This window comes from Saccharibacillus sacchari, assembly GCF_037722395.1.
GTDB lineage: Bacteria > Bacillota > Bacilli > Paenibacillales > Paenibacillaceae > Saccharibacillus > Saccharibacillus sacchari_A.
In genome coordinates this window covers 290,732-314,983 of record NZ_JBBKAR010000016.1, presented here as the reverse complement: position 1 = coordinate 314,983, position 24,252 = coordinate 290,732, and the positions used below count along the sequence as shown (strand labels likewise).

Genomic DNA, 24,252 nt, shown 5'->3' with positions numbered 1-24,252 from the left:
TGTTGCGAGAATGCTCTTGCCGGCCTCATTGTTACCGCTTACAATTAGTGAGCTTGCAAACACCGAAAGGGAGGAAACTCCGATGCCACGCGCCAATCTTTTTACGAAAATGATTCTGATTCTGACCCTGATGTGGATTCCGGTGGCTTTGCTGTACGGATATTCGAACAAGACCACGACGGACGTGCTGCGCGCGGAACTCGGCGAGTCGAACCGGAACCAGTTGGCCTTTTTCCAAAGTCAGGTCAATACCAATATCGAAATGCTCGCTTCTTGGCCGAATCTATTGATTCACGATCCGGACATCGAAAGCTTCCGCAAACTATATACGAACGGCGGTTATTTCAATCTCGACGAGATCAATCTGGTCAAGCGTATTCAGAACAAGCTGAGCATTCAGGAAAGTTCGTCGAATTGGAAAAGCCGCCTGCATCTGTACTCCCCTTCGCTGCGACGCGTGGTATCGGAAAACGATGCCCGCGAGTACGATCCGGCCTTGCTGCAAGCGACGATTAAGCCGGGCTGGCAGGTGACTCGGGCGAAAGACGGCAACGAGGATATTTTTCTGTTCTCCTGGTTCACGGTCGCCCCTTACGGTATCGCCGATCCCGCGTTGAAAGCCGAAACGATCGTGGAGCTTGAATTCGACAGCCGCAATATCCAGAATATGCTCGACAAGTTCAAGACCGACGGGCGCCATGATCCTTTTTATTACCGGGAAGATATGGGCGTCATTTATAACCGGACGTCGGACCGCGACTTGACCGGGAAAATGATGGAAAAGCTGAACGTCTCGCCGCTGCCGGAAAGCGACAATCTGACGATCAGCATCGACGGCGAGCCTTATATGGTCAGCATTGTGTTATCCAAAGAAACCGGCTGGTATCTGATTGACTATATGCCGCTGGCCGATATGCTCGCGCCGATCCAAAAGTCCAATCTGTTATTCTACTTTTCGATTCTGATGCTGCTCGTGATGGGATCGGTGGCCGCTTATCTGCTTTATGTACAGGTACAGATTCCGATCCGTCAGTTGATTCGAGGCTTCCAGCGTTTGCAACAGGAAGATTATTCGGTGCGCATCAAGCCGAAAGGCCGTAACGAATTCAGTTTCCTGTCCGAGCGCTTTAACCAGATGGTCGATCAGATTCAGAATCTGTTCGAGCACGTTTATCTGGAGCAATTGCATGTCAAAGAAGCTCGGCTCAAGCAGCTGCAATCGCAGATCAATCCGCATTTCTTCTATAACTGTCTATCGTTCGTGACCAGTATGGCGAAGCTCGGACGGGTGGACGCGGTTGTGGCGATGTCGCACAGCCTGTCGAGATATTACCGGTATACGACGAGGCAGGAGCGGGAATTGGTGCCTTTAAAAGAAGAAGTGGAATTCGTGCGCCATTACCTGGAGATTCAGAAGATGCGCATGAACCGTCTGGATTACGTGATCGACCTGCCGGAAAAGCTGCTGGATCTTTATGTATCGCCGCTTATGCTGCAACCGCTCGTGGAAAATGCCGTGATTCACGGGATCGAGCCTCATGCGGAATCCGGAATGATTCGGATCTCCGGGGAGCTGGGCGAAGACGGCGCCGTGATCGTTCGCGTCCAGGACAACGGCGGAGGATTGGACGAAGCCGGACGGGCAAGGCTGGAACAGCGGTTGTCCGAACCGCTGAGCGAAGAAACGGGCTGCGGATTATGGAACGTCAACCAGCGCCTGCAATTGCGAAGCGGCCGGGAAGCCGGCGTTCGCACCGAAGATTCGCCGCTCGGCGGCTTGACGGTCATGCTGGTCTGGAACGAGCATTCGTACGATAACGAGGAAAAAGCGCCGCGGCGCTCGATATAACGTTTTAAAAAGAAAGGAGTTCCGATTATGATCGAAGTGCTGCTTGTCGATGACGAGACCTATGTAACGGAAAGTTTGGAGTTGACCATTCCCTGGGAGGAGATTGGGGTCAGTACGGTGCGCCGCGCCGCTTCGGGAGCGGAAGCGCTGGCGATTATGGAGGAAGAAGCGATTGATCTGGTGGTGACCGATATTCGGATGCCGGGCATGGACGGGCTTCAGCTTATCGAAGAGATCGGACGGCGCTGGCCGGGCGTACGCTGCATTTTGCTGACCGGACACAGCGATTTTACCTATGCGAAAAAAGCGCTTCAACTCCGGGCCAGCGATTACGTGCTCAAGCCGGTGGACGATGACGAATTCGTTGCCGCGGTATCGGAAGCTTTGGATTCGTTGCGCGAAGAATGGGACGAGTTCGATAAAGTTCACCGATTGCTGTACAGCCGGAAGTCCGATTACAAAGTGCTGCGGGAAAATCTGCTGCATGAGCTACTGCTGGGACGGGAAGTGAATCCGCAAGCGCTGAGCGAGCAGCTGCGCGCGTACGAACTGTCGCTGCGAGCCGGACAAACGACGTTGATGCTGCTCGCCCGTCTGGAAGGACGTTTTGCCACGATGGACGAGTCTTCGCTGGAATTGATAGACTTCGCGGCGGGCAATATCGCGGAAGAAGTGCTGCGCGGGCAGCCGCTGTGGTACGGAAGCGGGCCGCATGGCTGCTTGGTGCTGCTGCTTCAGCCGGGCGACACGGGCGGCGAGCCTGCTTTGGAGCAGACGGCGCGCGGGCTTGACCGCCGTCTGGAGACACTGCAAGAGCATGTGCGGTTGTATTTGAAAGGGGAAATCTCGCTTTCGGTATCCACCGTATTCGAGCTTGGCGGCAGCGATCCCGGAGCGGCTTACCGGCGCACGCTCGGCTCGCTGTATGCCGCCGGAACCGGCGGTCGCACCGTATACGTCGATCCGCAAGCCGCAGCATCCGGAGCGTCGGTATCCGACGCGGTCTCGCCCGCGGGCGACGACCGGGGCAGCGTTACCGAACTGATGTACACGCCGCCGACGCTGCTGCATCTGTTGGAATCGCATCAGTGGGACGAAGCGCGCGCGAAAATTTCCGGCGTATTCGACGCGGCGGAACGAGCCGGATTGGCCGGCCCGCCGATGTACGAAATATATTTGTGGATGACCAACGCGTTCTTGTTCATCTCGCACCGCGAAGGTCAACCGGTAGGCGAGTTGGGCGGCGAAGAAGGCTTCGATCCCGTATTGGCGCGCGGTCTGATTCAGCAGCCGCAGCGCTTGCGAGCCTGGGGACTTCGGTTACTCGATGGCCTGGCCGAACAAACCTCGGCCGGAGCCGGCGACAGCCGCAGCAAAGTCGTCAGCCGTGTCCGCCAACTGGTCGGCACCGGACTGGACGGCGACCTGTCCGTCAAAACGCTGGCCGACCAAGTCTATCTGCACCCTGTGTACCTGTCGAAAATCTACAAAGCCGAAACCGGCGAAGCGCTGGGCGATTATATCATCCGTATGCGTATGGAACGCGCCGCCCATCTATTGAAAAACTCGGGGAAAAAGATTTACGAGATCACCAGCGAGTTGGGCTATCAGAACCCGCAGTATTTCAGCAAGATGTTTAAAAAACAATACGGCATGACGCCGAACGAATTTAGGGAAAGCTGAAACGGACGCCTTATTCAGGATAGAAGATCCTGAATAAGGCGTCTAACTGTTTCAGCGCCAAGGTCCTAAAGGTTTTAAATGGTTTTCCATAAGTTGAAACGGCGTTGCGAAAAAGGAGGGCACATCCTTTTTCGCAACGCCAATTGTTTCAACGACGGTCTTGACCTTGACCTTGATCCTGCCCTTGGTCTCGATCCTGATCTCAACCTCGACCTCACCCTCAATTTTTCCTCTTTAACCCCTTTCTAACGGATCGAGACGACGCTTAAAGGAATGAAAAGCAGATTTCCGACCTGATTTCATCGCATTTCGATGTCTAAGCGTCTCTACGATCCGTTACATTCGCAAAAGGGAGCAAAAGAGGCGTTTAACGGATATACGATCCGTTACAACAACCTCGCGAGAATTCGCACGCAAATCACGTTCTTTCGAAAGGCGGTTGCGCTCGCTCCGAACTTCATAAGCCGGAACCGCTATTCTGTACCTTGCTTGCCAAAGGTGCAGGAATGTTGCAATCGCGACATAGGCCTTCTCGTAATCCGCCCCTATAATAAAGAAGCAAGGTAGACGAAACAAGGGGGAAACAACATGAAAGCGATATCCCGCAAAAGATGGCTGCCGCTTCTGGCTGCCGGCGCAATGCTGGCTACAACACTCGCAGGATGTTCCGGCGGAGGCAAAACAGACGAAAGCGCGGCAAGTGCGACGCCAAGCGCTGAAAACGTATACAAAGAAAAATACGATCCGCCCGTCACGATCTCGACCGCTTGGGGCGTCGATCCAACATTAACTTTCAAAAACGGCGAAACGATCGAAAATAGCGTCGCAACCAAATGGGCCAAAGAACAATTCGGTATCGATATCAAGTCGCTCTGGTCCGTCACCGACACCAACGGCGCGTTCGGCACGAAGCTGCGTCTGGCGATGTCGTCCGGACAAGAAATGCCCGACATTCTGACCATCGGCACCGCCGACAACCAGATCGCGCAAGACCTGATCGACTCCGGCATGTACGAAGAAGTCGGGCCGCTGTTCGACAAGTACGCGTCCGACACTTGGAAAGAAGCGATCAACCAAGACCCGAACGTCTGGAACGCTTATATGCGCGACGGCAAAAAGATGGGTATTCCGGTACTCGATTACGCCTACAACCACGATTACCTGCTCTGGATTCGCCAAGACTGGCTGGATAAGCTGAACCTGAAAGCCCCAACCACGATCGACGAGCTGGAAACGGTCATGGACGCATTCAAAAACAAAAATCCGGACGGCTTGTCGCCGGATAAAGTCGTTCCGCTGAGCATCGGCTTCAAAACGTCGATGAACACTTGGATGGGTGATCCGTCCTGGATCTTCGGCGCTTACGGCACGCTGCCGCAGCAATGGAACCTCGACGCGGACGGCAAACTCGCGTACGGTTCGATCCAGCCGGGCATGAAGCAAGGTCTGGAAAAACTCAGCGAATGGCTGAAAAAAGGCTACATTCCGCAAGAAGCGGCGCTGTGGGACGAAAACAAAACGTCGGAACCGGCGGTCGCGGGCACGGCGGGCATCATTCCGGGACCTTACTGGATGAGCGGCTGGCCGCTGAAAGACACGGTGCAAAACGCGCCTGACGCAGTATGGACGCCGATTGAAATTCCAGCCGGACCGGATGGCAAAGCGATGAGACACGGTACGCAGTTCACCAACGGCGTAACGCTGATCAAAAAAGGCATGGAACATCCCGAAGCGTTCTTCACGTACCAAAACTATCTGTTCGACAACTACGCCAACCCGGAACCGGGCAGCCAGTACGACAATGGCCTGTTCGCAGGGTACGATTATCAGCTCGACGCCAACGGCAAACAGCTTCCGATCGAAGAGATCGACGGCGGTTACGTGAACGTGGTACGTTATCTGCTCGTACGCGACGGCGCCCGTATCCCGGATGCGCAGATGAAAGCTTTGCAAAGTCTGGCCGAAGGCAACGAACCGACAACCAAGCTGGAAAAAGACGTAGCGGTCAACTATGGCAAAGAAACGCCGGCCGCGGCTCAGGTTCTGCTCAAGCAGGACGACATTTCCTACAAAGACATGTTCACCGGCCCGACGACCGAAACGATGAAGAGCAAAATGGATTACCTCAACAAAATGGAAAACCAAACGTTCAACGAAATCATCTACGGCAAAAAAACGGCTGACGCTTTCGACGAGTTCGTAAGCACTTGGAAAGCTGGCGGCGGCGACCAGATCACGAAAGAAGTCAACGAATGGTACGACCAAGTTAAAAAATAAGCTTCGCTCCGCGATCGTTCGGCCCGGATGGTTTACCGAAAGCCCGGGCCGGACGCAACGCGGAACCGTTAACTCGTAAAGCGAAGCGTTCTGCGGCAGCCGCGGAAATTGAAGGCGGCAGGGGGAAACCTTCCCTGCGGCCTTTGCTTTCCCATGCCCTTTTTCAGCAGTCGAAGGAGGAGAAGCGTTTGAAAACATTGAAAAAAACCTGGCCGTTCCACGTGATGCTGCTGCCGGCAATGATCTTCCTGATCATTTTCAGCTATATCCCGATGGGCGGGATCGTCATGGCGTTTCAGGATTACAAGCCGTGGCTCGGCATCAGCGGTTCCGAATGGGTAGGACTGGACAACTTCCGGTATCTGTTCGAGCGTGAAGACAGCGTTCAGGTCATCTGGAATACGCTGTTTATCGCCGTTCTGAAATTGATCTTCAACCTGGTCGTGCCGTTCGTATTCGCCATTTTGCTGAACGAGATTCGCAAAACGGCGCTGCAACGCGGCATCCAGACGCTCGTTTACCTGCCTCACTTTCTGTCGTGGGTCATCCTCGGCGGGATCTTGATCGACCTGCTTGCTACCGGCGGCCTGGTCAACCGGGTGCTCGGAGTGTTCGGACTCGGGCCGTACTTTTTCCTCGGCGACAACGACTGGTTCCGCTTCACCGTTATCGTGTCCGATATTTGGAAAGAATTCGGCTATAGCACGATCATCTTCCTGGCCGCGCTCGCGGGCATCGACCCGTCGCAGTACGAAGCGGCCGAGATCGACGGCGCGACCCGCTTGAAGCAGACGCTGCATATTACCGTTCCTTCGCTGATCCCGATCCTGATGGTTGTCGGTACGCTCGCGCTCGGCAACGTGCTGAACGCAGGCTTCGACCAGATCTTCAACCTTTACAATCCGCTCGTGTACGAAAAAGGCGACATCATCGACACCTTCGTGTACCGCACCGCTATCCTCAACGGGGAAATGGGCTTCGGTACCGCCATCGGATTGTTCAAATCGGTGATCAGCATGATCCTGATCCTGATCTCGTACCGTCTCGCCTACAAATGGGCCGGGTATCGCATTTTCTAAGCCGGATACCGCGCGATCGCGCGGTCGCTTTCCGGGGAAAGAGGGAACTCCATGTATCATAAAACGACAGGTTACCGCGTATTCAACGTTTTCAATACGATTTTTCTGATCTTCCTGGCCGTACTTTGCATCATTCCGCTCGTGCACGTGCTGGCCGTCTCGTTCAGCAGCAAAGCGGCGGCCGACGCCAATCTGGTCAGTCTATGGCCGGTCGGCTTCTCGCTCGAAGCGTACAAAAAAACCGCCGCCAATCCGTTGTTCCTGCATTCGCTGTGGGTATCGGTCATGCGTACCGTCGTCGGCACGGCGATCACGCTGCTGATTACGTTCCTTGCGGCATACGCGCTGTCCAAAGAAAACAGCGTGTTCAAAGGCCGCAACGTCTACTCCTGGATTTTCGTGTTCAGCATGATCTTCAACGGCGGCCTGGTTCCTTTTTATATCGTGATCCAAAAAATCGGCCTGATCAACTCGTTCTGGGTGCTGGTCCTGCCGGGCGCCGTCAACACGTTCCTCGTCATCTTGATGCTCAACTTCTTCCGCGGCATTCCGAAAGAGCTGGAGGAAGCGGCGCTGATCGACGGAGCCGGCCATTTCCGCACCCTGTTCCGCATCTTCCTGCCGATCTCGCTGCCTTCGATCGCGACCGTCGCGCTGTTCAGCATGGTGTTCCATTGGAATTCCTGGTTTGACGGACTGTTGTACCTGAACAACGCCAAAGACTTCCCGCTGGCGACGTTCCTGCAAACCGTTATCATTCAGCAGGATATGAGTTCGATGAGCGTGAATCCGAAAGAAATGGAACTGATCTCGCAAACGACCGTCAAAGCCGCCCAAATCTTTATCGGCAGCGCTCCGATCCTGATCGTGTATCCGTTCCTGCAAAAGTATTTCGTAAAAGGGATGACGGTAGGCTCGGTGAAAGGCTGATCCGACCGTCTCTCTCGGTTCTGCGCTTGGCCTCCGCAAAAGGAGAGCGCTACGGTGGGCGTACTGAGGCGCTGCGGGGTGAAGGGTCTGCGGTCGCTGTCTCACTATCGTTCAAAGGCGATCCTCGATCCCTTCACCCCTCCGCTTAGTACGCACGTGCGCGCTGCTTTTGCAAAGGGCGCGCTGGAAATCGGAAGACCCGGCTTAGCTTGCACCTCGCCTCTAAGGGAGGGGGAAGGAGGTTCGCACGGAGGACGCTGCGGGGTGAAGGGTCTGCGGTCGCTGTCTCACTGTCGTTCAAAGGCGATCCTCGATCCCTTCACCCCTCCGCTACGTACGCACGCGCGCGCTGCTTTTACAAAGGGCGCGCGAACTCCGAGGACCGTTCAGCCCTGCCCCTCGATTTTAGGGAGGGGCAGGGCTGTTGTTCGCTAGAGACAGGCGACAACAGCAGGTTTTAAGAGGCATGTTACATGTGAAAAATAAACGACCTTAAAGGATATTGCCAGAATCAAGCGAAGATTTTAGATTGAATAATCTCGCAATCTCATAATTAGTACTTTTTGCTTTTGCTCTTGTTTTTGCTCTTTGGCTTTGCCCTTCTACACCCCAACCCCGGCGGTTGCCAAGCGGAGGACAAAGGGAGGCGGAGAAGCGTCAGCGCTCGCCTTTGAAAACCGATTCCCACCCTCCAGCCATGTTTTATACAATCAGAGGGAATCGGTTTTCAACAGCGATCGAAGCCCCCTTTGTCCGCAGCGCCACCCAACCGCCAATCCCGCCATCCCAACCATTTTAAGGAGAGTGAAAACATTGACGTACGTTTACCCGCCCGTGAGCGCAAAAGTGCCTCACATGCTGCACGGAGCCGACTATAACCCGGAGCAATGGCTCCGTTACCCGGAAATACTGGAAGAAGATATTCGTTTGATGAAACTGGCGAAATGTAATGTGATGTCCGTGGGAATTTTCTCGTGGGCGATGCTCGAACCGGAAGAAGGCGTGTTCACGTTCGACTGGATGGACCAAGTCTTGGATCGGTTTGCGGCAAATGGCATTTACGCGCTGCTCGCCACGCCGAGCGCGGCGCGTCCGGCGTGGTTGGCGCAGAAGTACCCGGAAGTGCTGCGCACCGAAGAAAACCGAGTGCGCAATCTTTTCGGATTCCGGCATAACCATTGTCCGACTTCGCCTGCGTACCGCGAGAAGACGGGGATCATCAATCGTAAACTGGCGGAGCGGTATTCGGATCATCCGGCCGTTATCGGCTGGCATATCTCCAACGAATTCGGCGGCGATTGCCATTGCGACTTGTGCCAGGCGGAGTTCCGCAAATTCGTGCAAAACAAATACGGTACGCTCGACGAGTTGAACCATGCGTGGTGGACGACGTTCTGGAGCCATACGGTCACGGATTGGTCGCAGGTGGAATCGCCGGCGCCGCACGGGGAAAAGCAGGTGCACGCGATGAATCTGGACTGGCGCCGGTTCGTCACGCAGCGCACGGTCGATTTTATCAACCATGAAACGGCGCCGCTGCGCGAGATCAATCCCGAGCTGCCGGTGACGACCAACTTTATGGAGTTTTACGAAGGATTGGATTACTGGAAATTTGCGGACGCGCTCGATTTCGTATCGTGGGACAGCTATCCGACGTGGCACGACGCCGACGAAGACTCGAATCAAGCGGCAAAAATCGCTATGATGCACGATATCGTACGTTCGATCAAAGGCGGACGTCCGTTCCTGCTGATGGAAAGCACGCCGAGCTTGACCAACTGGCAGGACGTGAGCAAGCTCAAGCGTCCGGGCATGCACCTGCTGTCGTCGCTGCAAGCGGTCGCGCACGGTTCGGACAGCGTGCAGTATTTTCAATGGCGCAAAAGCCGCGGTTCCAGCGAAAAACTGCACGGCGCCGTCGTCGACCATGTCGGGCATGAGCATACCCGCGTGTTCTCGGACGTGACGGACGTGGGGCGCGCGCTCGAAGGCATGGACCGGATCGTCGGCACGTCCGTACCGGCCGAAGCCGCCGTTATTTTCGATTGGGAAAACCGCTGGGCGGTCAACGATTCGCAAGGCCCGCGCAACAAAGGCGTGAAGTACGAAGAAACGGCGCAAAAGCATCACGAAGCGTTATGGAAGCTTGGCGTTCCGACCGACGTAATCAGTATGGATGTCGATTTTTCCAAGTATAAATTGATCGTCGCGCCGATGCTGTATATGGTGCGCGAAGGCGTCGGCGAGCGATTGGAAAAGTTCGTTGAAAACGGCGGCACATTGGTCGTTACGTATTGGTCGGGCATCGTCAACGAGACGGACCTATGCTTCCTGGGCGGATTCCCGGGGCCTCTGCGTAACGTGCTGGGCATCTGGTCCGAAGAATTGGAAGGTTTGCATGACCGTGACCGGAACGCTTTGCGTCTGAACGGTTCGGGCACGCTGGGACTGTCGGGCGAATACGAAGTTTCCGAAATCTGCGACCTGATCCATCTGGAAGGCGCGGAAAGCTTGGGCGAGTATGCTTCCGACTTTTATGCGGGCCGTCCGGCGCTGACCGTGAACACGTTCGGCGAAGGCGAAGCGTATTATATGGCATCGCGTACAGGCGGATCTTTCCATGACGAATTTTATGCGGCGCTGGTTCGGAAAGCGGGCGTCGCCAAAGCGCTTGACGTCGATCTGCCGCAAGGCACTTCGGCCAGCGTGCGCACGAACGGCGAAAATGACTTCGTGTTCGTGCAAAACTATCGTCCCGAGGCTGTTCCGTTCCCGCTGGATCAACAAAGTTACCGCGATCCGGCGACAGGCGAACAGCTCGGCAGCGAACTTTTGCTTGCGCCTTACGACGTGGTGGTGCTGGAACGCCGTCGCGGCTAGAAGAACCGGAACATGATGTCAAAACGAAGAACGGATACGCACAGAGTGTGCGCGTGTCCGTTCTTTTTTGTGCGGATTGGCTTCAAATGTTCACTTACCGACTCGGCTTCGGGCACGGTTCGTAAGACTCCTTTTTCAGACTTGACAGCGCTGAAACAAGCCTATTCGAACCCTTTTTCCGTGTCGAAAGCCTTGTTTCCTATTCGCAGCAGGGTCTATTTCGAACAGCCGGGGTAATAGCATTGGAAGCAAGGCCAACCTGCTACAGAAAGGTGAGGATGTATTTGAAAGCAATCGTAATTGAGGAGTTTGGCGGACCTGATAAGCTGCATGAACAGAGCGTACCCGAACCTAAGATCGATGCGAACCAGATCCTGATCAAGCTGTACGCGACATCGGTGAATCCGGTCGACACGAAGATTCGGGAAGGCGCGATGGGAGCAGCGGCCGGCGAGTTTCCTTTGATTCTTGGCGGAGACGTTGCGGGCATCGTAAAAGAAGTCGGCGATAACGTAAGTCGTTTCAAGCTGCGCGATCCGGTATTTGCCCGTCCGAGGGTATTCGGCACGTATGCGCAGTATGTGGCGGTAGACGCGGATGTTGTCGTGAAAAAGCCGGACAACTTGAGTTACGAAGAAGCGGCGGCGATTCCTTTGGCGGGTCTGACGGCGTGGCAGGCGCTGGTGGACCACGGAAAAGTCAAAGCAGGCGATAAAGTGCTGATCCACGCGGGAGCGGGAGGCGTCGGCACCATGGCAATCCAGATTGCGAAGCATCTAGGTGCGACGGTTGCGTCCACGGCAAGCGCGGAAAACGAAGAGTTGTTGAAATCGCTCGGCGTCGACCATTTTATCAACTATAAACAAGAAGATTTCTCCGAGGTGCTCTCGGATTACGATATGGTACTCGACACGATGGGCGGCGATATTCAGCATAAAAGCTTCAAAGTGCTGAAGCCCGGCGGCCATCTGGTCTCGATCTTGGAAAAACCGGACGAAAGCCTGGCTAAAGACTTCGGCATCCATACGGCGCATTTCATGATGGAACCCAAAGGCGAGCAATTGGAAAAACTGGCCGACCTGATCAAAAAAGGCGAGTTGAAGCCGATTATCGATTCGACTTACTGGCTCAACGAGCAAGGCGTGCGCGACGCCCATGCCAAAAGCGAAAGCCATCACGCGAAAGGTAAAATCGTAATTCGCGAAAAATAACGGCGCAGCGCCGTCGTTTCGATGGATATGATTCATCCGCACGGTTTCCTTCCGCGAAGGCGGTTAAGGAAATCGTGCTTTTATCTTACTTTTAGTATTGAGAGCGTATAAGCCAATCGAAAGGAAGGCGAGCGATATGAGTTTTGTTCACTGGATCGCCTCGGATCGTCCGATTCCCGAAGTCGAACCGACCGGCTATCGGCTCGCGACCGTACGCGAAATGATGGATCTCGGCGTACCGCCCGGCGATGCGCGTTGGGAAGAAATGGACCCCGACTCCACCGTTCTTTATGCTCCCGATCCCAAAGCGGTTAACGTTTTTTCCGTAAAAAAATGTCCGTCGGTTCCCAAAAGTTTGCAGCTCCATACCCGACATAGGCATGTCTACGCTCTTCAGGTGGAACTCGATTTCGAAGCCGCGTTATGGGTTTACATAGCCGATCTGGAACGGGAAACGCATATCGAAATCTGGAATCTGCGCGACGGCCAAGATTCCGACAACGTCTCCGTACATACCCGCTACCGGTCCCGCTCCGCTTTGAATCTTGCCGATCTTGAGTTTCCTTTTTACGATAATCGTTGTTTGCGTATCGGATGATATTTTGACTCTTATGAAAAAGCCCTCATCGAGAGGGCTTTCATTTTGTCGGAAACGTTGCTTCGACGTGGGAAGCGAGAAGACTGCGAGAGAAATTGCCAGCATAGGCTTCCGAAGTGCATTTCTTCGAAATGCTTCACAAGCCGCTGTCTCACTCGGAAAGATGGATTGGATTTGAATAAGGAATCTTTCCGAGTTCAAAGGCGTCTTGCCCTGAATTTCTCTCTCCGTCTTCTCGCTTCCAGCTACGTCGGACGTTTTCGACAGGTTTAAAGTCCTCTTTTCAGAGGGCTTTTTTCAATTGTAAAAAGGGTTTGGAAAGTTTGGGTTAGAGGAGCTTAAGCGATTCGTTGCTTCGTTTTGCTCATTGTTTCGTAGAACAATCGCTTTTTTCGGCCGAATACGCGAATCAGCAGGTGTACGGCAAAGGTCGCGTTGACGATCAGCATGACCATCAGGACGGCGATGCCGATCCAGTCGCTTCCGAACAGACCCGGCAGAATTTGCAAGCCGCCCAGCGCCCAATACAGCAGTGCGCCGCGGACGAACGTTTCGCGGAGGTTGGGCGGTTCGCCGTCGGGGCCGGCGATGCGCATGCGTACCAGCCATTTGCCTGGCGTGAATCCTCCGGTCCAGTAGGGAATCAGGAGGAAGTACAAGCCGGTGATGACCAGGTACGAGATCGGCGTCGGCACGTCGGTCCAGGCCGTCAGCATATTGATCGGAATGTTCCAGATGAAGTAATCGATCGCGAAAGCCACGAAGCGCCGCAGATAGGTCACCTTTTTTTCCGACAAATCGAGATCTTCGTCCAACTTGTCCATTTGCGGAAGCTTGCGGGTAAAGACTCCGGCTGCCGCTGCTCCGAGCATGCCCCCGGTCGTGTTGGCGATCAGGTCGTCCACGTCGAACACACGGTACGGGTAGTCGAACCAGCCGAACACCGCGGTAAGCTGGGTGGTCTCGAACAAAGCCGACAGCGCGAAAGAAGCGAGCAGGCACGCGACGAGGCCGGCCCGGAAGTAATAACGGACGAACAACCCGAACGGCAGCGTAAGCAGAACGTTGAACACGACCTGCAAAAAGGCGAAGTTCGTCAGTACGTTCACGTAAGTGGACGGATTGCCCGGCACCACTTCGGCTTCCCGCACGATATCCTGCACGAATTGAAACGGAAGCAGCTGGATGCCCGATCCGGTCGGCGCCGCGTTATGCCGCGAATCGGGAAAAGGCAGCAGCACGAGGAAATACGCGCAGATCAGGTACAACAGAAACAGGTAAAGCAGGAAGCCGCGCCATTTGTTAACGTAGCCATGCCGCCGATATTGCACGATCAGGAAAGGGAACGTGAACAGGGCGGCGGCGAACGGGAAAAACAGCACGGCCGAATTAATGGAATCCAGGTACGGTTGAAGCATCGACATCCCTCGCTTTCTTTCTTTGATTAACCGAAGTTTGCGGAGGAATATCGTCGCGCCGCAACTTTTTTCGGGTAATGATACAGAGAGGCAACAGATGCAGAGCGCAGAGGGAGTTTATCGAAAAGGAGTCGGATGCAGGCTATGGGACAAGAACGGGAAAAAGGCGAAGGCATTGAGGCGACGGGCAGGGTGGAGCAGTGGCAAAACGCATTGGACGAATTGTACGCCGAGTTTCGCAAACGGAGCAAAGCCGCGCTGAAAAACTACGACGAAGAAGACGTGCACCAGGCCCGGGTAAGCGCGCGCAAGCTACTGACGCTGCTTCAGGTGCTTGACCCGGACGAAGAAACAGGATTATACCGGGTGATCAAAAAAGCGCAAAAACGTTTCGGGCGGGTGCGCGACGCGGACGTGCTGATCGGAGAGTTCAAACAACTGCGCAAAGCGGCCGAAGCCCAAAAGCGCCAAGACGAAGCCAAGCTGTTCAAACGAATGGCGAAGTTGGAAAAAGAAGAACGCAAAGACCAGCGCAAAAAGCTGAGCCGCAAATTGCCGAAGATCGTGAATAACAAGCTGGACAAACGCTGGAAAAGTTTTTTGAAAAACGATCTGCCCGAGCTGTCGACTCAAGCCGACGTTCGTCGCAGCGTGCGCGAGTTGAAAGACGATTACCGCAAACGGCGTCATGTCTACCAAGTTACGTCCGACCGGGAAGGTCCGTACAGCGAGCCGGCGCTCGAAGCTTTGCATCAGGTACGGATCGCCGCCAAGCGCAGCCGTTACACCGCCGAAGCCGCCGCTTTTGCTTTGGACGACAAACACGCCCAAGAAGCGGAACGTTTCAAAGCGGTCCAAAAGCAGCTTGGCGAAGTCAACGACCGCCACGTCCGTATCCAGATCGCCGAAGACTACGGTCCTGAAGCGCTGGGTGCCGACGAAGAGAGCTGGACGCTGTTCCGCGAACGCCTGGACGAACAGTTGCACGAGTCGCTGTCGCGGATGGGCGAGTTGTGAATCGGATGATGCGTTCGTAAAAGACGGTCCGGAAGCGAAATCGAATCGCATGTTGATAAGCGCGACGTAAGCACGACGATAAATAGATGCGAATATGCAACTATTTCATTCTTTTCTCGCCGGAATTTAAAAATAAGTGCCAGAAGGCAATTATTCAGAGCGAAATGATTCGAATACGCACGAAATTAAGAAAATAAGTGCATTTGAGCACTTATTTGTTCCAAATCGGATCAAACGAGAAAAATAATTGCATATACGCACTTATTGCTCAACATTCGCTAGTTTCGAATCGGTGCCGGCATCGTTGTCGGTATCGGTAAGGGGAATTAGTGTTGGGATATACGGCGGCGACGGTGACCTAGCTATCGAGTTTCGCCGCCTGTTCCTCGATTCTCCGATCCGACCCTGACCTCAACCTCAAAAAAGACTGCCTCCATGCCGAATATTTATCGGGCTTGGTTAGCAGTCTTTTTTCGAATTCTGAATACGGATTCTTTCGTTCCGAATTCCGAACCTAACTTCAGCCCTAGCCCTAGCTCTCAAGCGGGCATTACATCTCCTTTTTCAAAAACGCAACCGCGTCGTACAGCATCACGGCCGCTTCGGCGCGGGTGATCTCGCTTTTCGGATGGAACTCTCCGTCGGCGTCGAGCTGCACGATGCCGCGCGTCAGCGCGCGCTGGATCGAGCCTTGATACTCGGCCGTCAGATCGGCTTCGTCGGCGATATCGCGCGGCTTGATATTGATCAGAGGCAGATTGCCGGCTTTTTCGACCGCCTGCATCAAGTAATGGACATAAGCTTCTTTGGTCATCGTCGCCGACGGGTCGATCGTTGCCGGAAGCTCGACGCCGTTGTAATACGCATTCACGAAAGCTTCGGCGTACCAGGCGTCGTTTTTCGCGGCCGGGAACAGATCGTGCGCCGTCGGTACTTTGCCGGCTTCGAACGTGATCGCGGCCAGGCTAAGCTGAAGACCGCCCGCAATCAATTGCACGCCCTGCGCATTCGTCAGCACTTGTTGAGGATGAAAAGCCGTGGCACTCACTCCTTTGACCAGCCCGTCGTTTTGGAGCGCCTGAATTTTCTCTTGTCCGGTTACGCCGCTCAGATCGCCGAATCCGGCACCCGCCGCGAACAGTTGACCGCCGAGCGACAAGGACAAAACGGATACGGCCAGTACGGAAGAAAACATTTTTTTGTTCATATCGATGACCTCCTTGAGAGTGGCAGAACCGCGCGAAGGCAAGATCGCGGCGATTCCGCTTGTTTTGAATATGATACTGCTCCAGACGTCGGCGTTTCAGGAAAAGTTGCAGCGGAGAGCAAAAGGAATTCGGCGCAAAGCAAAAACCGCTTTTCCGGGAAGATTCCCGGAAAAGCGGTGTAAGCGTGTATCGGATTTATTCGGACTTCGGTACGTTTAGCAGGGGGGATACATGTTGCGGCATCCCGTGTCTATACGTATGTTTTGTTTATTTCAGCATTTTTTTGACCAGTTCCATTTGCTCTTCGCCGTACGGAGGGAACAGCATCGTCGTGCCGCTTTCCGCAGACGCGCGTTTCAGGATGCTTTTCTGGTGCGAGAAAGTGCGCAGGCTATGGACGCCGTGGTACGAACCGGTACCGGACGCTCCCGTGCCGCCGAACGGCAGGTTCGGGTTCGAGACATGCAGCAGCGTGTCGTTGATGCAGCCGCCGCCGAAAGGAACCTTTTCCAGAACGCGGTCCTGCACTTGCTCGTCGGTCGTGAACAGGTACAGCGAAAGCGGACGCGGATGCTTGTTGATCGAACGGATCGCGTCTTCGATGTCTTCGTACGTCAGCACCGGAAGAATCGGACCGAACAGCTCTTGCTGCATGCTTGCGGCATCCCAGGAATCGAGATCCAGCAGCGTCGGTTCGATAAACTTCGTGTCGCGATCGCCGCTTCCGCCGAACACGATGCTGTCTTTGTCTTTTTCCAGAATCTCGGTCAGGCGGTCGAAATGGCGCTCGTTGACGATCCGGCCGAAGTCCGGGCTGCTCCACATGTCTTCGCCGAGGAATTCGCGTATCGCGTTTTTGAGAGCGATCAGCAGTTGGATTTTTTTGCTTTCGTGCACGAGCACGTAGTCCGGCGCGATGCAGGTCTGTCCGGCGTTGACCAATTTGCCCCAAATGATGCGTTTGGCCGCCATACGGATATCGGCTTGCTTGTCGACGATCACCGGGCTTTTGCCGCCGAGTTCCAGCGTGTACGGAATCAGCTGCTTGGCCGCCGCTTCGCCTACGATCCGGCCCGTATCCGTGCTGCCGGTGAAGAAAATGTAGTCGAACGGCGAATTGATCAGCGACGTGACCGTGTCTTTGCCGCCATCCAATACGCGCACGTAATGTTCTTCGAACACGTCGCCGATCAACTGCTTCACGACGCGCGACACGTTAGGCGTACTGTCGGACATTTTGATCACCGCGCAGTTACCGGTCGCGATCGCGCCGACCAACGGTTCGAGCACCAGTTGGAACGGATAGTTGAACGGGCCGATGATCAGCACCGTGCCGTGAGGTTCGTTGATGATAAAGCTGCTTCCGCCCGCGAGCGACAGTGGCGTCGCGACGCGCTGAGGCTTGGACCAGCGGTACAGTTCTTTGGAAATCTCGGAGATGCTGTTCAGCACGAAGCCGATTTCGGTCGAATAAGCTTCGAACGCAGGCTTGCCCAAGTCGGCTTGCAGCGCTTCGGTCAAGGCCGTTTCGTAACGCTGGATCGCCGCTTTGAGCTTGTCCAGACGGCGAATCCGGAATTTATAGCTGCGCGTGCGGTCGGTATCGTAAAAAGCGTGATGCTCCTCCAACATTTGCTTGACTTCCTCGGGGCTCCATTCTTTTTCGAGCGTGTCCTTTGCGATCATAGGTATTGACCTCCTTGGAAAATGGAATGCGATGATTCGGTAAGTAATAAAAAATATAGGGCTTGCGCGGACCTAAAGTCAAACTTGCCTGTTATCGGAAAAGAACCTCAGTAACTCTATTACCCAAAATTCGCGCACTCGTGAACAGAAATCTACGAAACGCTATGTTTTGTCCGGTTCAGCGATCTTATATTTTTGACTACGCTTTCATTCTTTGTTAAGGTAAAAGAACGATGATGGATTGTGACCATAAGATGGGCAAAACCTGATCGGGTCGGCAGAACGAGACACCTCTCTTCTGCGGATGCCGTTTGGGTTTTTTTGCGTGTCCGATCGTCGAAGATTCATACATAAACGGAGGGACGAACATGAAAAAGAGAACAGGTTTAACCTTGATCGCCGCTTTGGCATTGGGCGGAGTGCCTTGGGGAGTGAATGGACCAATCGCGAACGCCGCAGAAGCAAATGCCGCAACGACGCCGCTTGAAGTCACCGCACATACATACATCGGCGATGCAGGACGTATGGCGGAATCGTTCGAACTGGTTTTACCGGCCAACGCTTCTTATGCAGGTCTTCAAGCCTCCGACTTTGATATTACGGGCAACTACGACGGTTATCCGCTGAACGCGGCAGGGGAGATCGTGCAGGAAGATTATAAAGACGACGGCATCCTATTGAAACGGGACGGCAACGTGCTGTCGATGACGGTGAAGCCTTTTAAATATCCGGGCGGCTATGTGTCGGAATTTGCTGTCGTGAATAAGCGTTATCCGGAGTTGTCGTTCAACGCGGAGCAGGTATCGAAGGTGCAGACTCGCACGGTAGACGACTTCGAAGCGGGCAAGATTACGGGAGCGAACGGCGAAAGCCTGACCTACCAACTGAAGCTGTCCGAAAGTACGGAGGCGCGGCCGCTTGTGGTCTGGTTGCATGGCGGCGGCGAAGTCGGAACCGACAATTTCAAGCAGCTGACGGAAAATCGGGGAGCGACGGTGTGGACGGAATCCGGCTATGATACTTCGGTTCTGGCTGTGCAATTTCCGGAGAATTACGGCTGGAAAATCTATGAGAATGCCGAAGAATTGACGCGGATGCAAGACTTTTTCGAAGTGCAGATGGAATTGATTGATCGCCTCGTATCCGAAGGGAAAGTCGATCCGCAGCGGATTTATGTCGTAGGCCCTTCGAGCGGCGGGGGAGGGACGTTCCGCTTTCTGATGCAATATCCGAACAAGTTTGCCGGAGCGATCGCGATCGCGGCGAAAGATACGATAGCCGATTACGAAGGTTCGGTAGACGCGTTCAAGCAGGAGCTGAAGGATATTACGGATACGCCGGTATGGATCGTCCATGCGGAAAATGATCCAACGACAGACAGCCGCACAAGCACGCTCGCTTATCAGGCTCTAGCGGAAATGGGTGCGCCGCAAACGAAAATGACCATTTACGACGATGCGTTTATGGACGAAGGTCGTTTTTACGGCGGAATGAAGCATTGGTCGTGGGTTCCGGTGTTTAACGACAAGAAGATGCTGGACTGGTTGTTTGCTCAGAAGAACGAATCCTCCCCATCGGCTGCGACTCTGGCAAAAGAATCGTCCGTGGCACGCGAAGATCTGGCCAGAGTGCTTGCGCAGCGCCTGAATCTGGAAGAAGTGCGGGGAACGTCGATCTATGCGGATACGGCTGACTCTTCTTATGATTTGGCGATCCGGCAAGCGTCTACGGCAGGTGTGATGCAAGGCGTGGGTAGCGACCGCTTTGCGCCTGATCTGGCTGTGACCCGGGCTCAGTTGGCGGTTTTGGCGGATCGGGTGCTAGGTAGCGACAATGAAGCAGGTACGGCTGTAGCTTCGGCATATGGCGATGTTCCGACTTCATACTGGGCGGCTCAAGCGATTGCGCGCGTGACGTCCGAGAAAATCATGCAAGGGACAAGCGCGAGTGCTTTCGGGCCGAATCGTCTGGTGACGGGGGCGGAAGTCGAAGCGGTGTTGGCGAAGTTGGTGGCTGCGAAGCAGTAGAACGAATCGTTCGGGAAAAAGAAAAAGCCCCGGTTTCCGTTTTGGCGGAAGCCGGGGCTTTGCGTTGCATGAACTTTGAAACGGAGCTTACAGAGGGGCGAGCGGCAAGCGTACACCGTCTGCCTCGTCGCGAATATCGCCTACGATTTCCTCCAAAATGTCTTCCATGGTCACGAGTCCGATCGTGCGACCCGATAGATCGGCGACGGATGCCATATGCACGCGGCTTTGCTGCATGCTGAGCATGACTTCGCGCAGCGTGGCGGTTTCTTTGAATTGCGGCAGTTTGTGGATAAAGCCTTCGATCCGTCCGTCGCGTCCCGCCGCGATCGCGGTTAGGACTTCTTTGCTATGCACGAATCCGACGAATCCGTCCGGATTGCCGTTGGTTACCGGATAGCGCGTATATTCGTGTTCGCTAAGTTTCTCGATCAGTTCGTTTTGCGGGACTTCTTTGGCGATCTTGACGATTTTATCTGCCGGAATCATGATCTCGCGCAGTTGACGATCGTCGAAAGCGAAGATGTTTTGCAGGTAAGCCTGCTCGGTCTGGTTGATCTCGCCGCTTTCATAGCTTTGCTCGACCAACCATTTCAGTTCTTCCTCGGAGTGCACCGATTCGTGTCCGGCAGGCTTGACGCCGAACGTACGAAGCAGCAGCGTGGCGGAACCGTTAAGCAGGCGAATAAACGGAGCCGTGATACGTCCGAAGCGGTACAGCGACGGCGCGAGCATCAGGGTCATTTTTTCGGAAAATTGGATCGCCAACGTCTTCGGTGCAAGCTCGCCGATCACGACGTGCAAGAAGGTAACGAGCGCCAAGGCGATACCGTAGGACAACACGGTCGATACCGCTTCGGATACTTCAAAGTGTTCGAATACCGGCCGTAGCATGCGTTCAACCGTAGGCTCGCCAAGCGCACCCAGTACGAGCGCGGTGATGGTGATGCCCAATTGACAGGCAGAGAGATAGTAGTCGAGGTCCTGAGCTACTTTTTTCGCCATGACGGCTTTTTTGTTTCCGTCGGCGACCAGTTGGTCGAGTCTCGACATGCGGACTTTCAGTATCGCGAATTCAGCGCCGACGAAGAAGGCCGTAAGACCGATAAACACGGCGACCAGAAATAGGTTTAAGGCAATTGTTCCGTCCAATAAATTCCCTCGTAAGAGGGATTCACCTCCAGAATTTTCGGATTATTTGGTTAATTGATGACTTGCTGTTCGATGGTGATGGGTGAGGAACGGAAAATTTATTATTCCGTGTAATTGAGCCTCACTTGTTTGATCTGTAGGTCGTCTTTTTCCACGATGGTCCAGACGTGTCCGTTTTCGACCAGCTTCTCGCCTTCGCCAGCCGCGGTGCCTTTTCGATGTTGAATCCAGCCCCCGATCGTATCGGTGTCGCTGCGTTCTTCGAACTTCACGCCGAAGCGCTTCTCCAGCTCATCCAGCAGAACCCGGCCGTTGACGACATATTCGCGTTCGCCCGTCTGACGGATCTCGGCGATCTCGTCGGCGTCGAACTCGTCGCGAATTTCGCCGACCAGCTCTTCAAGCACGTCCTCCATCGACACGATTCCGGCCGTACCGCCGTATTCGTCGACCACGAGCGCGATGTGCATGCGTTCCTGCTGCATTTTGATCATCGTTTCCTGAATCGGCGTCGCTTCCGACACGATCGGAATCCGGCGGATAAACTCTTCCAGCCTGCGTGCGCGTCCGGCGATGATATGGGGAAGCATCTTTTTCGCGTTGATGACCCCGATAATCCGGTCTTTGCTGCCTTCTTCGGTAACCGGGTAGCGGGTGTAATTGTTCTCATCGAGCACCGCAATCAATTCCGCGTAATCCATGTCTTTGTCGATAGTCACGAGCTGCGTACGCGGCACCATGATGTCGCGCGCCACGCGCTCGTCGAACGAAAAGACGTTTTCCATATACGACAGCTTCGTTTCATTGATCTCGCCGCCTTCAAAACTCTGCGCCATAATAATTTTCAGCTCGTCCTCGGAGTACACGTCTTCGTGTCCCGCCGGCTTGACGCCGAACATCCGAAGCAGAACGCGTGCCGCGCCGTTAAGCGCCCAGATGAACGGGTACATAATGCGCCCGAACCAGAACAACGAAGGAGCGAGCAGCAGCGTCATTTTTTCCGCGAACTGGATCGCCAGCGTTTTCGGAGCCATCTCGCCGACGACTACGTGCAGGAACGTCACCAGGAAGAAGGCAATTGCGTAAGAGACGACGGAAGCCGTGGCGTCCGAGACGTTCAACCATTCGAATACCGGATAAAGCAACAGCTTGACGGCAGGTTTGCCGATCGCGCCCAGGCCGAGCGCGGTTACGGTGATGCCGAGCTGACAGGCGGACAGGTAGTAGTCTAGGTCTTGAGCGACCTGCTTGGCCCGCACAGCCTTTTTGTTGCCTTCCGAAATCAACTGGTCGAGCCGGGATACCCGTACTTTAACGACCGCAAACTCCGATGCGACGAAGAATGCGGTGAGCGCGAGCAGTACGGCAAGAATCAATAAATTGACGATCGTCATTAGGTCCAATAAGTTCCCTCGTTCGAGGGATTCACCTCCAGTGAGTTTTTAACGTTTAAAGCGAATGGGAGCTTGTCTCAATAAATACGGGACAAGCTGCCGGGCCTCTTCGATGCGGTTTCCGTATGAAAGAGACAGGTCAAAGAAACGGTGGTCAACGATGATGTGTGGTTAAACGCCTTCCCAAGTCTGCTGCCTCCTCCCTGAATGTATTACTAGATACTATACCATAACCTTTAGTAACCGTGCAGCATCACGTTAGGGTTATTAAAATACCAATATGATTTTATTGTGAATTTAATAACAAACTAGTTTACATTTTTTTGTTAAACAGTTATCATATATTTGAAAACAAGAACAAAAATACATAAAAAAAGATAATTTTTATTATTATGGTTTATATTTAAAATAAAAGACCAATATGGAGGAGTCATTGGTATGGGGATTTCTACTGAACAAGGCTATCATTTTCACAGCAAAGTCAAACCGTTTATGATAGAAGGAATTTCTATGATAGGGAATTTATTGAATGGTTCGATAATAGGTTTGGACGAAGAGGGTAACCGTTTTGTCCAACGTATCCTTGAGGCTGAACCGATCGAAAAAGAATACTTGTCTCCGTCCGAGCAGGAATTGTTGGACTGTATGAGTATAAATGGATTTTTCAACCCGGATGAAGCTTCGCCAAAAGCAGCTTATGTTCATCTTACGGATCGCTGCAATCTGCATTGTGTAGGTTGTTACTCTTTTATAGATGAGCGCAATCAGCAAAATGTTCTTTCTTTAGAGGAAGTTTGTGAAATATTGAGCAAACTTAAAGAAGCAGGCGTTGAGCATGTCGTCTTTTCAGGCGGAGAACCCTTTATCAGAAAAGACATTGTTGAGATCTGTAGATATGCCAAAGAAGAAGCTCAAATAGCGAATGTTTCTCTAATAACCAATGGAACGATGAATTACAAAAATTCGGCGGAAGCTTTATCTTACATAGACATGTTGAGTATTTCGATTGATGGTTATAACGAACGAACGCAATTTCTAAGAGACGAAGGCATCATGCCGAAAATCATTAAAAATATCCATGAGTTACGCGACCAAGTACCGATTACGTTAATTGTAACCGTACATGAGCAAAACGTGGCCTACATAGACGAATATCTGGCATTTGCAAAAAAAATGGATGTGCAACTCTCCTTCAGTATCTTTACCGTTGATCCAACAAACCCGTTATTTAAAGACTTCGTTTTCTCGTCCTCAAAATTACTTCAATTCTCGAATAAAATTCTGAATCTTGATCAAAATATTCCTATCTACGATATGCCTACAAGCGAGGTCGGATTGACGTGTAGAGGCAAATGCGAAGTCGGTCACGATCTGGTAAGCATCGGCGCCGATGGTAGCATTTATCCTTGCCACATGCTGCACGATCCAGAATTGAAGCTAGGAAATCTGCTTGAATTGTCTTTGGATGAGGCGATATCGAACGATAAAAATGTGTTTCTGGATATAGATGTGGAAAAAATTTCGGGTTGTCAAAATTGTGAATACCGATACTTATGCGGAGGCGGTTGTCGCGGACGCAGCTGGCTTTATTCGCATGACTTGTTTAATCGGGATGCTTATTGTGTTTTCATCAAAAACTTTTACCGGGACTCGATAAAAAAACTCAAACAAAGTATCGGTTGATCGACGCCTTGGCTGGAGAGGGGGTGAGACCATGCTGTTTTCGACAAGTAAAACTGCTGCAAAACCTAACTGCGTAAGCGTAGGCGTTGTTGTTTGCGTAAGTTTCGGAAAAAGTTGGTAAGCGATATTTGAAGCGATATCATTCTGTTGAATATAAGTT

At 53.4% G+C, this 24,252-nt stretch carries 16 protein-coding genes; 11 read left to right on the top strand and 5 right to left on the bottom strand.

Going from position 1 to position 24,252, the window contains the following annotated elements:
• Nucleotides 1-82 precede the first annotated feature (82 nt).
• The 8 genes from WKI47_RS05590 to WKI47_RS05555 all read left to right on the top strand — a co-directional run bounded on the left by WKI47_RS05590 (nucleotide 83) and on the right by WKI47_RS05555 (nucleotide 12,507).
• Entirely contained in the window at nucleotides 83-1,849 is a 1,767-nt protein-coding gene (locus WKI47_RS05590; RefSeq protein WP_340226169.1) for a sensor histidine kinase, read from the top strand.
• Nucleotides 1,850-1,876: 27 nt separating this feature from the next.
• Nucleotides 1,877-3,532, top strand: coding sequence for a response regulator (locus WKI47_RS05585; RefSeq protein WP_340226168.1), 1,656 nt, complete (start codon nucleotides 1,877-1,879; stop codon nucleotides 3,530-3,532).
• Nucleotides 3,533-4,120: 588 nt separating this feature from the next.
• On the top strand, nucleotides 4,121-5,809 hold the full coding sequence (locus tag WKI47_RS05580) for a sugar ABC transporter (protein ID WP_340226167.1): 1,689 nt from the start codon (nucleotides 4,121-4,123) through the stop codon (nucleotides 5,807-5,809).
• Between the two features lie 188 nt (nucleotides 5,810-5,997).
• On the top strand, nucleotides 5,998-6,888 hold the full coding sequence (locus WKI47_RS05575; protein WP_340226166.1) for an ABC transporter permease: 891 nt from the start codon (nucleotides 5,998-6,000) through the stop codon (nucleotides 6,886-6,888).
• Nucleotides 6,889-6,939: 51 nt separating this feature from the next.
• Nucleotides 6,940-7,818: a carbohydrate ABC transporter permease gene (locus WKI47_RS05570; RefSeq protein WP_340226165.1), complete on the top strand. Its 879-nt coding sequence runs from the start codon at nucleotides 6,940-6,942 to the stop codon at nucleotides 7,816-7,818.
• Between the two features lie 813 nt (nucleotides 7,819-8,631).
• Entirely contained in the window at nucleotides 8,632-10,698 is a 2,067-nt protein-coding gene (locus WKI47_RS05565) for a beta-galactosidase (protein WP_425355432.1), read from the top strand.
• A gap of 284 nt (nucleotides 10,699-10,982) precedes the next feature.
• The gene (locus WKI47_RS05560) at nucleotides 10,983-11,909 is read left to right on the top strand and encodes an NADP-dependent oxidoreductase (protein ID WP_340226164.1); all 927 of its coding nucleotides are present in this window, start codon (nucleotides 10,983-10,985) and stop codon (nucleotides 11,907-11,909) included.
• 136 nt (nucleotides 11,910-12,045) lie between these two features.
• The gene (locus WKI47_RS05555; protein WP_340226163.1) at nucleotides 12,046-12,507 is read left to right on the top strand and encodes a hypothetical protein; all 462 of its coding nucleotides are present in this window, start codon (nucleotides 12,046-12,048) and stop codon (nucleotides 12,505-12,507) included.
• Nucleotides 12,508-12,845: 338 nt separating this feature from the next.
• Here the strand turns inward: WKI47_RS05555 and WKI47_RS05550 are convergent, their stop codons facing one another.
• Nucleotides 12,846-13,925: a VanZ family protein gene (locus WKI47_RS05550; protein ID WP_340226162.1), complete on the bottom strand. Its 1,080-nt coding sequence runs from the start codon at nucleotides 13,923-13,925 to the stop codon at nucleotides 12,846-12,848.
• A 144-nt stretch (nucleotides 13,926-14,069) separates the two neighbouring features.
• On the opposite strand from WKI47_RS05550, the gene WKI47_RS05545 reads away from it, so the two are divergent.
• Nucleotides 14,070-14,942 carry a CHAD domain-containing protein gene (locus WKI47_RS05545; protein WP_340226161.1) on the top strand — a complete coding sequence of 291 codons (873 nt, stop codon included), beginning with the start codon at nucleotides 14,070-14,072 and terminating at the stop codon, nucleotides 14,940-14,942.
• A gap of 550 nt (nucleotides 14,943-15,492) precedes the next feature.
• On the opposite strand, the gene WKI47_RS05540 is transcribed toward WKI47_RS05545, so the two are convergent.
• Nucleotides 15,493-16,149 carry an S-layer homology domain-containing protein gene (locus tag WKI47_RS05540; protein WP_340226160.1) on the bottom strand — a complete coding sequence of 219 codons (657 nt, stop codon included), beginning with the start codon at nucleotides 16,147-16,149 and terminating at the stop codon, nucleotides 15,493-15,495.
• Nucleotides 16,150-16,417: 268 nt separating this feature from the next.
• Nucleotides 16,418-17,836 carry an aldehyde dehydrogenase gene (locus tag WKI47_RS05535; protein WP_340226159.1) on the bottom strand — a complete coding sequence of 473 codons (1,419 nt, stop codon included), beginning with the start codon at nucleotides 17,834-17,836 and terminating at the stop codon, nucleotides 16,418-16,420.
• A gap of 368 nt (nucleotides 17,837-18,204) precedes the next feature.
• Between WKI47_RS05535 and WKI47_RS05530 the strand changes: the two genes are divergently transcribed.
• Nucleotides 18,205-19,863, top strand: a complete 1,659-nt coding sequence (locus tag WKI47_RS05530; RefSeq protein ID WP_340226158.1) for an S-layer homology domain-containing protein — start codon at nucleotides 18,205-18,207, stop codon at nucleotides 19,861-19,863.
• 87 nt (nucleotides 19,864-19,950) lie between these two features.
• Here WKI47_RS05530 and WKI47_RS05525 read toward each other — a convergent pair whose 3' ends face one another.
• Nucleotides 19,951-21,015: a hemolysin family protein gene (locus WKI47_RS05525; RefSeq protein ID WP_340226157.1), complete on the bottom strand. Its 1,065-nt coding sequence runs from the start codon at nucleotides 21,013-21,015 to the stop codon at nucleotides 19,951-19,953.
• Nucleotides 21,016-21,116: 101 nt separating this feature from the next.
• A complete protein-coding gene (locus WKI47_RS05520) occupies nucleotides 21,117-22,418 on the bottom strand; it encodes a hemolysin family protein (protein ID WP_340226156.1) in 1,302 nt (433 codons plus the stop codon).
• Nucleotides 22,419-22,847: 429 nt separating this feature from the next.
• Between WKI47_RS05520 and WKI47_RS05515 the strand changes: the two genes are divergently transcribed.
• Nucleotides 22,848-24,092, top strand: a complete 1,245-nt coding sequence (locus WKI47_RS05515; protein WP_340226155.1) for a radical SAM/SPASM domain-containing protein — start codon at nucleotides 22,848-22,850, stop codon at nucleotides 24,090-24,092.
• Nucleotides 24,093-24,252 lie beyond the last annotated feature (160 nt).

Excerpts from the sequence above, each read along its gene's own strand:
- WKI47_RS05590 (WP_340226169.1), top strand. The coding sequence starts at position 83 with ATGCCACGCGCCAATCTTTTTACGAAAATGATTCTGATTCTGACCCTG.
- WKI47_RS05585 (WP_340226168.1), top strand. The coding sequence starts at position 1,877 with ATGATCGAAGTGCTGCTTGTCGATGACGAGACCTATGTAACGGAAAGT.
- WKI47_RS05580 (WP_340226167.1), top strand. The coding sequence starts at position 4,121 with ATGAAAGCGATATCCCGCAAAAGATGGCTGCCGCTTCTGGCTGCCGGC.
- WKI47_RS05570 (WP_340226165.1), top strand. The coding sequence starts at position 6,940 with ATGTATCATAAAACGACAGGTTACCGCGTATTCAACGTTTTCAATACG.
- WKI47_RS05555 (WP_340226163.1), top strand. The coding sequence starts at position 12,046 with ATGAGTTTTGTTCACTGGATCGCCTCGGATCGTCCGATTCCCGAAGTC.
- WKI47_RS05550 (WP_340226162.1), bottom strand. The coding sequence starts at position 13,925 with ATGCTTCAACCGTACCTGGATTCCATTAATTCGGCCGTGCTGTTTTTC.
- WKI47_RS05545 (WP_340226161.1), top strand. The coding sequence starts at position 14,070 with ATGGGACAAGAACGGGAAAAAGGCGAAGGCATTGAGGCGACGGGCAGG.
- WKI47_RS05540 (WP_340226160.1), bottom strand. The coding sequence starts at position 16,149 with ATGAACAAAAAAATGTTTTCTTCCGTACTGGCCGTATCCGTTTTGTCC.
- WKI47_RS05535 (WP_340226159.1), bottom strand. The coding sequence starts at position 17,836 with ATGATCGCAAAGGACACGCTCGAAAAAGAATGGAGCCCCGAGGAAGTC.
- WKI47_RS05530 (WP_340226158.1), top strand. The coding sequence starts at position 18,205 with ATGAAAAAGAGAACAGGTTTAACCTTGATCGCCGCTTTGGCATTGGGC.
- WKI47_RS05515 (WP_340226155.1), top strand. The coding sequence starts at position 22,848 with ATGGGGATTTCTACTGAACAAGGCTATCATTTTCACAGCAAAGTCAAA.